We start from the raw sequence: 11,082 nt of genomic DNA on the forward strand, positions 1-11,082 counted from the left end.
TTAATGATTTATTGATATTTGATTATCAGAAAGTTATCTTTATTTAAACAGATACACGAGTGTTTTCTGTTTGACTAAAGCATAGAAAGTGTCTGACCTAACAAAACTTTCAACAAAAAGAATCTCTAGAACTGTTTATTTTAAGTCGTTCAAAAATGCAATCAATAGTTGTGTAGCTTTTCCACGGTGACTTATTTCATTTTTTAAGCTCGAAGGCATCTCTGCAAATGTCTCCTTGAAACCGTTGGGACAAAAAACAGGATCGTATCCAAAACCCTCTATTCCAGATCTTACCATAGTAATACTACCTTTTGCAACTCCTTCAAAAAGCTTTTGCTTCCCTTTAAAATTCAAGGTTATCACCGTTTTGAATTGTGCTTCTCTGTTTTGTTCTTGCTGTAAAGCGAATAATAACTTATCCATGTTGGCATTTGAATTGGAGGGTTCACCTGCATAACGAGCCGAATAAACTCCTGGAGCACCATTTAGAGCTTCAACCTCAAGACCAGTATCGTCTGCAAAACAATCGTAACCATAATTTTTGGTAACATAATTGGCTTTCAAAATCGCATTTCCTTCTATAGTATCTGCAGTTTCTGGAATTTCCTCATGACAACCAATGTCAGCTAAACTCAAAACCTGAATAGTTGTTGGTAGAAGTTGTTGAATTTCTTTAATTTTGTTTTTATTATTCGAAGCAAAAACAAGTTGCATAGGTAAAGTTTTAAAGTGTATACCATCAAAGGTACGTCTTTTTTAAAGTGATTTCTTTTGTAATCGATTTATTGAAATATAATTAACCTTGTTTAATTTTTCCAAAAACAGTCTAATTAAACGGCTTGGATATAATTTTAGTATTTGCATTGTGCACTTTAACATTTTTTTACTTAACGTTTAAGATTTCTAAAACCTTGCCAAATCATTTTGCGTAGATTAGTTGAATATAAAACAAATCTATGCAATTATTTAGCCCCAAGACTAATTGTAATACGATCCTACTAATTGTTGCTCTGCTGTTTATTACAGTAATGTAAGGACAGTATGTATTCCAAAAAGATGCAATTCCAGAGAGCAATTCTCTTCAACCTTATGCAACTGTTGTTGATGTCGGACTCAAACAATTAGATGTTAAGCAAGTTATTCGTGACTTTGATGCATTACAACCTGCTGTAATAAATTTCAAATCAGATGATTTAGGTTTTACCAATCATTATTGGTGGGGCAAGATTCCTATTCAAAATGCTACCAATACCCATTTAAATTATTATTTCGAAACAGCAAGGCCTATCACTGATCGTGTAGAATTATATGTGGTGAACTCCAAGACCGGTGCCATGACCAAAACGGTTAGTGGTGACAAGATGCCGTTTAAGGATCGCGCCTATCGTAGTCGTAAGACTATTTTCAAACTCGATATACAACCCAATTCAAAGGTAGATTTATTTGCATCTCAAGAGTGATGGTGAGGTGATTAAGATGCCTTTACTTTTGAGCGATTCGGATAGTTTTAATGACGCTACTGCTTTTAAGCAATTTATTTTCGGAATCTTTTATGGTATCTTACTTATTGCCGCCATTATATATTTCTTCTTTTATTATGCACTTCGAGAACGTACCTTTTTATATTACAGCCTGTATGTTTTATTAGTTGGCTGTATGCAATTGTCATTGGATGGCTTTTTTTATAAATATATCGATCCAAGTGGTGGTTGGGTCTCTCAGCATGCGGTGTTGATCTTTGCAATGTCAACCGGTATATTATTGGGTAAGTATAGCGAAGTATTTTTAAAAATTAAAGAACATAGCCGTTTTCTATACCTTGCCTTTAATGTTGCTTTTGGTTTGGCTTTTGTGCTTATCGTAGCTGTTGTATTTGTGCCTGCTGCTTTGCCACTTTGTTATCCCATTGCAAATTTGCTCGGATTGTTTATTTTAATCTTAATCATTAGTTCAATTGTTTCTTTAGTTCGAAAGAAAATAAAAGTAGATGCCTTTCTTGCCGTTGGTATTTTATTCTTAATACTTGGTTTCGGGGTATTTATTTTAAATAATTTTGGTTTGATGCCCAATAATTTCTTTGTTCAAAATAGTTCGAAATTTGGAACAGGTCTTGAAGTTATCTTTCTATCCTTATCTATGGCCAATTTAATTCGAAATCTCCACAACGAACCCTACTGTGTGATTACGATGGAGTTTCCTTTAGCACAAAACGGAAAAATAAATATTGTCCAGGAGCTACCCAAGCTTTATAATATGCGTAGAAAAACCATTTTGGTCGTTGAGGATAATTCGATCAACCAAATGGTAATTAATATGATTCTGAAAAAATGGAGCAATACCAAAGTTGTTTTTGCAAATAATGGTCAAGAAGCTTTGGATGCTTTTACAACACATACCATAGATATCATTTTGATGGATTTACAAATGCCCGTTATGGATGGTTATGAGGCTACAATTGCTATCCAGAATGGTGTTACTGGGTTACATAATGCCAATGTACTTATAATTGCAGTTACGGCTGATATGTTGGAATCAACAAAAAATAGGGTTTTTGAAATTGGAATGAATGATTATTTAACCAAACCTATTAAAAAGGAAACGCTGTTTGAGGCTGTTTCCAAAATTTTGCAGTTGACTTATGTTAAAAACCTCTCTGCTTAATAACTAATAAAAAAAAATGTTTGTCCCTATTGATACGTAAGTGTTTACAGGATTTTTTTTTAAACTATGCAGTTTGTCGTATTTTTTCCTTCGCCAAAGGGTTTTATTTTTTTTTTAAGCTTTTTCATCTACACTGATTTACAGTTCATCGACAGCTAATTGTTGTCAAGTCGATAGTTTAACTATTAGCTGCAATATCTGTTTATCTCTTTTCATTATTAAATAGAAATAGTTCTCTGATAATTTTTTGTGAAACGAATTATACTTGATACCTTATTATTATTCTCGCTAAGCGGATTTTATCAATATATATCTGAAGGTAAAAAACGGCCTGAAAAAGATTTGGCTTTAAAAGTCAAATGAAATTTTTGAACAAAACTTAAACAATGTGCATAATGTTGCATTTGTTACTTCAATCTACCATTCAAACACATCATTAACATCATTATTACCAGGTATTTTTTTGTAGTTTTATCTTATTATTTATTTACAAAAATCCATTTTACTCTATTAACCAACACCGCTTTTACATAATTTATTTTCGAAATAAAGATTAAAGTACCCAACCAAATCCTATGACTTAAAGCTAGAAAAATGTTCTTTTTTTATATCTTATTTATTTTATTAATTATTTTTCAATAATTAATAAAACCAAAAAAGGTTTATTATCGTAAGTATTTACATCAATGCTAAATATTATAAAGATGCAATTATTTAATTCTAAGACCAATTGTAAAGTGATTCTCTTTTTTATTATTATGTTTTTTTCGTCGAAAGCAAGTGCGCAGTATATATTTAAAAAAGATTCCCTACCCAAAGAAGTTTCTTTACAACCCTATGCATCAGTTGTTGATGTAGGACAAAAAAAATTAGCTATTGGGACTATAATTAAAACATATGAATCATTAAAACCTAATAAGTTAAAATTTAATACTGAAGATTTAGGCTTTTCTGATCATTATTGGTGGGGAAAAATAGCTCTTCAAAACGCTACGGATAAAAATTTAAACTATTATTTAGAAACAGCGCGTCCAATTACAGATAGGGTAGAATTGTATATTGTGAATAAATCATCCGGCACAATCATAAAGTCGGTAAGTGGTGATAAGATGCGTTTTGAAGAAAGAGCCTTTGCAAACAGGAAAACAATTTTTAAATTAAATATAGAGCCAAATGCAAACATTGACTTGTATTTACACCTAAAAAGTGATGGAGAAGTAATTAAAATACCATTAATTCTGAGCTCTACTGATGTTTATAATGAATCAGTTGCTTTAGAACAATTTCTTTTTGTGATTTTTTATGACATTTTAAGTATAGTATCAATTGTTTACTTCTTTTTCTTTTTTGCGCTCAAAGAACGTAACTTCCTTTATTACAGTTTCTATGTTTTTTTGGTCGCTATGATGCAATTGTCTTTAGATGGTTATTTTTATAAGTATTTTGATCCTAGTGGTGGTTGGGCTTCTCAGCATTCAGTATTGATTTTTACAATTTTAACTAGTGTCCTGTTAGGAAAATATAGTGAGATTTTTTTAAAAATAAACCAATACAATAAGACGATATGCAATTTGTTTCAGTTCACTTATTTTTTAGCTTTTTCATTGATTCTTTTTATCATTTTTGAACCAATTGTTTTGCCTTATTGCTATCCCGTAGCCTATTTTTTAGGGCTTATTATCTTATTTTTGATTGTAAGTATGATTGTATACTTGATTCATAAAAAAGTTAAAGTTGATATGTTTTTTGTTTCCGGTATTTTGTTTTTAATATTAGGGGTTGGTGTTTTCATTCTGAACAATTTCGGCTTACTACCAAATACTTTTTTAATTCTCAATAGTACAAAACTAGGAATAGGATTAGAAATATTTTTTTTATCCCTGTCGATGGCAAATCTGATTCGAAATCTTAAAAATAAAAAAAATGAATTAATCCGTTTAGCTTTAGTTCATTCTGAAGAAATGAATGACTTAAAATCCTATTTCCTATCTAATATTAGCCATGAATTAAGAATACCATTAAATGCTATTATGAATTTAACTGATTCTATTTCTAATGAAGTGAAAGGCGAAAAAATAAAAAAAAATTGCCAAGTAATTAAATACTCTTCTCTTAGTTTATTGAGTTCCGTTAATGATATTCTAGAATTTTCTAAAATTGAGAAAAAGGAAATAATACTTAACAAAGATTGTTTTAATCTCCTTTCTGTTATAAATCGTGTAAAAGAAAATGCAATAATGAAGGCCAAAGATAAGGGACTAGAGTTTGAATTTTTCAGTAGAGGAGACTTCCCAAATTTGGTCATCGGTGACGAAATGCGTTTAACGCAAGTAATTAACAATGTTATAAGTAACGCAATTAAATTTACATCGGTGGGTTTTGTTAAATTTGAAGTAGAATCCATTCAAAAATCTGAAACTGTAGCAAGCATAATGTTAACTATTTCAGATACAGGGATTGGAATTTCTAAAGATAAGATGTCAAGCATACTTGATTCATTTATTCAGCACAATATTGATAATAAAAGAAAATTTGGTGGATTAGAATTAGATCTTTACATTGTTAAAAATCTAGTTGAAATGCAAGGCGGAACAATTGAAATGAAAAGTTACATAAATAAAGGAACTAGTTGTATAATAACTTTAGATTATGAAATTTTTGAAGAATTTAAAGTAGAAACTAGTATGTCTTTGCCGGAAGTTTATGATGCGGACGGGAAAACTATTTTAGTTTTTGAAGATAATTCTATTAATCAGATAGTATTAAAGATGGTTTTAAAAAAACGGAAAAATACAGAAATAATTTTTGCCAATAACTGTCAAGATGGATTAGACGCCTTTAAAGGTCGAACTATTGATATTGTTTTAATGAATTTAAAAATGCCCTCGATGGATGGTTATGAAGCTACAATAGCTATCCGAAATGGTAAAGTGGGACAAGAGCATACTAATATCCCAATAATAGCTATAACAGCCGACTTTATAGAAAAAACCAAAGCGCATGTATTCGAAAAAGTAATGAATGATTACTTAACTAAAACCTTCAAAGAGAATAATTTATATCAAACTATTAAAAATCACTGTTATATTTCTCAGTAATAGAGTATATAATTGTACACACCTGACACAATTTATACAAATTATATAATAATAAATATCATTTTATTAATTAGCGTATTTCGTAAAGTTATTCGGGAAATATAAATCAGACAGATGATTGAATTCGTCACCTCGCATAAAAATGCTAATATCTACATCGGCAAAGTTAGTTTTTCCAGTTGCTGCCAATAACTCATTTGCGGCATGTAACGTATTTTTATGAAAATGGTAAACTCTTTCAAACTTATCAGTAACAACCAAACCTTTCATGAGCATTTTGTCTTGTGTTGCTACACCAGTTGGGCATTGGTTATTGTGACAACGTAGCGCTTGGATACATCCCAAAGAAAACATGAACCCTCTTGCGCTATTGCACAAGTCTGCACCTAAGGCAATGGCTCGCAAAACCGCATAACCCGAAATGATTTTTCCGCTTCCGATTACTCTAATTTTGTCTCTAATTTTGTAATCAATCAACGTTTTGTTTACAAAAATTAAAGCCGGTTCAAACGGCATTCCTACACCATCTGAAAATTCCAAAGGTGCCGCTCCAGTTCCTCCTTCGGCTCCATCAACTGTAATGAAATCAGGGTAGCAATCTGCTGCGATCATTTCAATACATAAAGATTCAAATTCAATGGTATCACCAATACAAAGCTTAAAACCAATTGGCTTACCATTAGAAAGCGTTCTAAGTTCTTTTATAAACGAAATTAATCCTTTCGAATCTTTAAAAGCAGAATGAGAGGGTGGTGAAAAAATAGTAATATTGGGTTGAACACCTCTTATTTTAGCGATTTGTTCTGTGTTTTTTGCTGCTGGTAATACACCACCATGACCGGGTTTTGCACCTTGTGAGAGTTTAATTTCGATCATTTTCACGCTTGGTAAATTTGATTTTTCAGAAAATTTATCAGGGTCAAATGTTCCTTCGGCTGTTCTGCAACCAAAATAGCCCGTTCCGATTTGCCAAGTAATATCACCACCTTGCAAATGAAATTCGGTCAAACCACCCTCACCTGTATTGTGGTAAAAGTGGCCTTTTTGCGCTCCTTTGTTGAGTGCCATGATGGCATTTTCGCTCAAAGATCCAAAACTCATCGCTGATATATTGAGTAATGATGCATGGTACGGTTGCTTGCAGTCTACGCCACCAACCCACACACGAGGTAAGTCTTCATTAACTACGGATGGAAAAATTGAATGCTTTATACCTTCGTAATTATTTTGATTCAAATCCAATTGTGTTCCAAAAGGGGTATTCGAATCAATATTCTTTGCACGTTGATATACTAGTGATCGTTCGTTTCTCGAAAATGGTTTTCCATCGGTAGAGCGCTCAATAAAATACTGCTGAATTTCTGGTGCAATCAATTCAAACAAATACCTAGCGTAGCCCAATACAGGGAAATTACGCAAAATTGCGTGCTTTTTTTGAATACTATTGTAGAAGCCTATTACTAAAATAATTGGTAGAATTACTAGTAGCAAAAAACCAAGTTTCAAATAATAATAGACCAATGCGGTAATAATTAAAAGCGTAAAAACGATGATAAAAAATTGCTTTCTCATGCGAAAATTATAAAATGTGACAAGTTTTTAATTGATTTTTAGACGAACATAAACATGTTTGATTCCTTTTTTATCAGAATCTCTTTCGTCAATTTCTAAAATATCGGTTAATGATTTTAACATCGGAGTTAATTTGGAAAAACCGTAGTTCCTTGGATCAAATTCAGGCTTTTTCTTTACAATTAGGTTTCCTACGTCTCCCAAAAATGCCCAACCGCTATCATCACCAATATCTTCAATTGTATCTTCGATAAGATCAATAGTTTGAATGTCAATAGTATTAAGTGTCTTGGCAGGAACTTGTTTTTTGGCATTTACAGTTGCAGTATTATTTGATGAGGTGACTGGTTTTTTCGTTTTCTTCTTGATCGCACCATCCAAAACTTCGATATAAACAAATCTATCGCACGCTACTATAAAAGAGTTTGGGGTTTTCTTTTCTCCAATTCCAATCACCTTCATTCCTCCCTCTCTCAGTCGAATGGCCAAACGTGTAAAATCGCTATCACTAGAAACGATACAAAATCCATCTACTTTGTACGAATACAATAAATCCATGGCATCGATAATCATCGCAGAGTCGGATGAATTCTTACCCACGGTATAACTATATTGTTGAATTGGAGTAATGGCGTGCTCTAGCAAAACAGTTTTCCATCCATTGGCATTAGGTTTGGTCCAATCGGCATAAATACGTTTGGTTGTCGGGGTACCAAATTTTGTAATTTCTTCCATCATCCCTTTTACATTGCTGTATGGAACGTTATCGGCATCTATAAGTACGGCTAGTTTTAATTCTGGATCGCTTTGTGACATTGTATTTTTTATGAATGTTGCCCAAAGATACACGATTAATGTTGAAGGATAAAAGTTTTTGGAAGCCCTTAAATCTTAAAGTTTTTATAAAACGACACTTGTTTGAACACTAGGGTTATAATTTACAATGGTCTGTTTTTTTTTCGAAATAAAAAATGATACTGTTAGTCTTCGCAAAACACTTTTCTTATTTGTAAGTTTGTAGCTCAGTAAATTTCGAATATGAAAAGTAAATTCAATCTCCGCACCGTTAATGTGACACGGTACATCACTCCCTTACGTGAAGGTGGCTCATTGCCAGCATTGACAGAGGCCGATGATGATTTTAAATATGTACTTAAGTTTAAAGGCGCTGGTCATGGTGTAAAAGCTTTGATTGCTGAATTAATTGGTGGCGAAATTGCCCGTGCTTTGCATCTTAGAATGCCCGAATTGGTATATGCAAATCTCGACGAAGCTTTTGGACGTTCTGAAGGAGATGAGGAAATTCAGGATTTACTGCAAGGAAGTCAAGGGATGAATTTGGCCTTGCATTTTTTATCAGGCGCCATTAATTTTGATCCAGTAGTTACTAGCGTAGATCCGATTTTATCTTCTCAAATTGTTTGGTTAGATGCTTTTATCACCAATGTAGACCGTACTTTTCGAAATACTAATATGTTAATTTGGCACAAAGAACTGTGGTTGATTGACCATGGTGCTTGTCTGTACTTTCATCATTCCTGGAGTAATTGGGAGAAACATGCTCAGAGTCCATTTGCTCTCATCAAAGATCATGTATTATTGCCACGAGCATCCCAACTAACAGAAATCAATACTGCTTTCAAAGCACTCTTAACGGATGACGTATTGACCGGAATAGTAAACCTTATTCCAGAAGAATGGCTGCAATGGGAAGATGTAGAAGCTACACCAGAGGAGTTACGGTTCGTCTATTTGCAATTTTTATTGATGCGATTAAAACATTCAGAAATTTTTATTAAGGAAGCGCAAGATGCAAGAGAAAAACTTATATGAGTATGCCGTGATTCGGGTTGTTCCTAGGGTAGAACGCGAAGAATTCCTCAATGTGGGAATTATTATTTTTAGTAAAAAAGCTAAATTTATAAAAGTATTACACAAGATTCCCGTTGACAAAATTGTATCCTTGTCAGCCGATGCCGATGTAGAACAAATACAAGCTAACCTTTCTGCCTTCGAAAAAGTAGGACAGGGAACCAAAGACGGCGGACCAATTTCATTGATGGATATTCCGTCACGTTTTCGATGGTTAACAGCATTGCGTAGTTCCGTTATTCAGACCTCACGACCACATTCTGGTTTATGCGATGATTTAGAATTAACAGCTGAACGTTTGTTTAACGATTTGGTACTGTAAAATTAAACCAAAATACATCTTATACTCTAACAACAATCCACTTAATAACTGTAATTCATATTTTAAAACTCCTGATTTCACAATTAAGAGATCTAAAAAATTAACTAATCTTTTTTTATTTAATTAACTAAAAACGTTTACAAGAAGCAGTAACTTGTACATTTTAATTCATTTTTTTAGTAAAAAAACAGTAAATATGAGCAATAAAATAGGTTTAAAAGAAGCCATTTCCATCGGAATTGGCGGTATGGTTGGCGGTGGAATTTTTGCAGTCCTTGGTCTTGCCGTTTCCTTGGCTCACGGAGGAACACCAGTTGCTTTCCTATTAGCAGGAATCGTTGCTTTAATCACTTCCTACAGCTACGTCCATCTCTCCAAAACCTATCCAAACAGAGGTGGAACAGTAAAATTTATTAATCAAGGCTTTGGAATTTCAGTATTTAGTGGCGGCGTCAATAATTTGCTTTGGATAAGCTACATTATAATGCTTTCCTTGTATGCCTCTGCTTTTGGTTCTTATGCTCCCAATTTATTTGAAATTACAGCCGACAAAAACATTGATTCTCATATTTATGCTAGTGCAATTATCATTCTCGCCACAGCCATTAACTACTACAGCATTAGTATTGTTGGAAAAATAGAGTCTTATGCAGTAATCATCAAATTAATCATCCTTATTGGATTTATTGCCGTTGGTGTTTACGGCCTAAATGGTAATATTAACATATCACAATTAGCGATTTCAAATTGGGAGTCTCCTGTGAAATTATTTGCTGGCGGTATGGTAATTTTTGTTGCGTATGAAGGTTTTGAGTTAATTGCTAATGCTGCCCCCGATATCATTGAACCCGAAAAGAATATTTCTAGAGCCTATTATTACTCGGTGATCTTTGTTATTTTACTTTACATTATTATTGCTATTGTAACTGTTGGCTCCCTGCCTTTCAATAAAATTGCCACTGCGGAAGATTATGTTCTCGCAGAAGCTGCCAAACCAATGTTAGGACAAATTGGATTTTCGATCATTACTGTTGCTGCATTAATATCTACCTTTTCAGCCATAAATGCCTCTCTACTAGGGGGAAGTCGTGTAAGTTATGAAATTGCCGAGGATGACGAACTCTCTCATCACTTTCTCTCTAAGTTGTGGAACCAACCTATTGGTTTAATGATTATGGCCATTACTACATTAATTTTGGTCAACACACTCGATTTAGAAAGTATCTCAACTGCAGGAAGTATCGGATTTCTATTAATTTTCAGTATTGTAAATCTTGTTGGTTATCGCCTTTCAAATAAGATCGGGGGGAATAAAATAATTCCATTATTCGGTTTTATCTTGTGTCTTATCGCACTTGTCATTTTAATTCAACAACAATTAGATTCAAATACAACTGGTATCATCGTCTCGTCCGTCATCATTGGATTTTGCTTGACCGTAGAATGGATTCATAAAAGAAAATAAACCACTATGGACTTAAAGTCCATAGATTTGGTTGTCAGACTTAAAGTCTGCATGTTGCTAGTCTTCAATTATGAAGTTATCATTATTACTTT

Annotated in this window: 9 protein-coding genes; 6 read left to right on the forward strand and 3 right to left on the reverse strand. The window is 33.0% G+C overall.

Going from position 1 to position 11,082, the window contains the following annotated elements; translation table 11 throughout:
- Positions 1-135: 135 nt before the first annotated feature.
- Entirely contained in the window at positions 136-714 is a 579-nt protein-coding gene (locus M2326_RS11400) for a non-canonical purine NTP diphosphatase (RefSeq protein WP_264619686.1), read from the reverse strand.
- 518 nt (positions 715-1,232) lie between these two features.
- Between M2326_RS11400 and M2326_RS17600 the strand changes: the two genes are divergently transcribed.
- The 3 genes from M2326_RS17600 (at position 1,233) to M2326_RS11410 (ending at position 5,759) form a co-directional block, all read left to right on the forward strand.
- Entirely contained in the window at positions 1,233-1,460 is a 228-nt protein-coding gene (locus M2326_RS17600) for a 7TMR-DISMED2 domain-containing protein (RefSeq protein ID WP_413603269.1), read from the forward strand.
- Positions 1,444-2,661, forward strand: coding sequence for a 7TM diverse intracellular signaling domain-containing protein (locus M2326_RS11405; RefSeq protein ID WP_264619687.1), 1,218 nt, complete (start codon positions 1,444-1,446; stop codon positions 2,659-2,661). Before M2326_RS17600 ends, M2326_RS11405 begins: the two co-directional genes overlap by 17 nt.
- A 704-nt stretch (positions 2,662-3,365) precedes the next feature.
- Positions 3,366-5,759, forward strand: coding sequence for a 7TM diverse intracellular signaling domain-containing protein (locus tag M2326_RS11410; RefSeq protein ID WP_264619688.1), 2,394 nt, complete (start codon positions 3,366-3,368; stop codon positions 5,757-5,759).
- Positions 5,760-5,825: 66 nt separating this feature from the next.
- On the opposite strand, the gene M2326_RS11415 is transcribed toward M2326_RS11410, so the two are convergent.
- Positions 5,826-7,331, reverse strand: a complete 1,506-nt coding sequence (locus tag M2326_RS11415) for an FMN-binding glutamate synthase family protein (RefSeq protein WP_264619689.1) — start codon at positions 7,329-7,331, stop codon at positions 5,826-5,828.
- A gap of 27 nt (positions 7,332-7,358) precedes the next feature.
- The gene (locus M2326_RS11420) at positions 7,359-8,147 is read right to left on the reverse strand and encodes an NYN domain-containing protein (RefSeq protein ID WP_264619690.1); all 789 of its coding nucleotides are present in this window, start codon (positions 8,145-8,147) and stop codon (positions 7,359-7,361) included.
- A 222-nt stretch (positions 8,148-8,369) separates the two neighbouring features.
- On the opposite strand from M2326_RS11420, the gene M2326_RS11425 reads away from it, so the two are divergent.
- The 3 genes from M2326_RS11425 (at position 8,370) to M2326_RS11435 (ending at position 10,990) form a co-directional block, all read left to right on the forward strand.
- Positions 8,370-9,164, forward strand: a complete 795-nt coding sequence (locus tag M2326_RS11425) for a HipA family kinase (protein WP_264619691.1) — start codon at positions 8,370-8,372, stop codon at positions 9,162-9,164.
- Positions 9,142-9,525, forward strand: a complete 384-nt coding sequence (locus tag M2326_RS11430) for a DUF3037 domain-containing protein (protein WP_264619692.1) — start codon at positions 9,142-9,144, stop codon at positions 9,523-9,525. Before M2326_RS11425 ends, M2326_RS11430 begins: the two co-directional genes overlap by 23 nt.
- A 196-nt stretch (positions 9,526-9,721) precedes the next feature.
- Positions 9,722-10,990, forward strand: a complete 1,269-nt coding sequence (locus M2326_RS11435; RefSeq protein WP_264619693.1) for an APC family permease — start codon at positions 9,722-9,724, stop codon at positions 10,988-10,990.
- The last annotated feature ends 92 nt before the right edge of the window (positions 10,991-11,082 follow it).

Origin of the sequence: Flavobacterium psychraerolatum (assembly GCF_025960985.1) — a bacterium.
Classification (GTDB): Bacteria; Bacteroidota; Bacteroidia; order Flavobacteriales; family Flavobacteriaceae; genus Flavobacterium.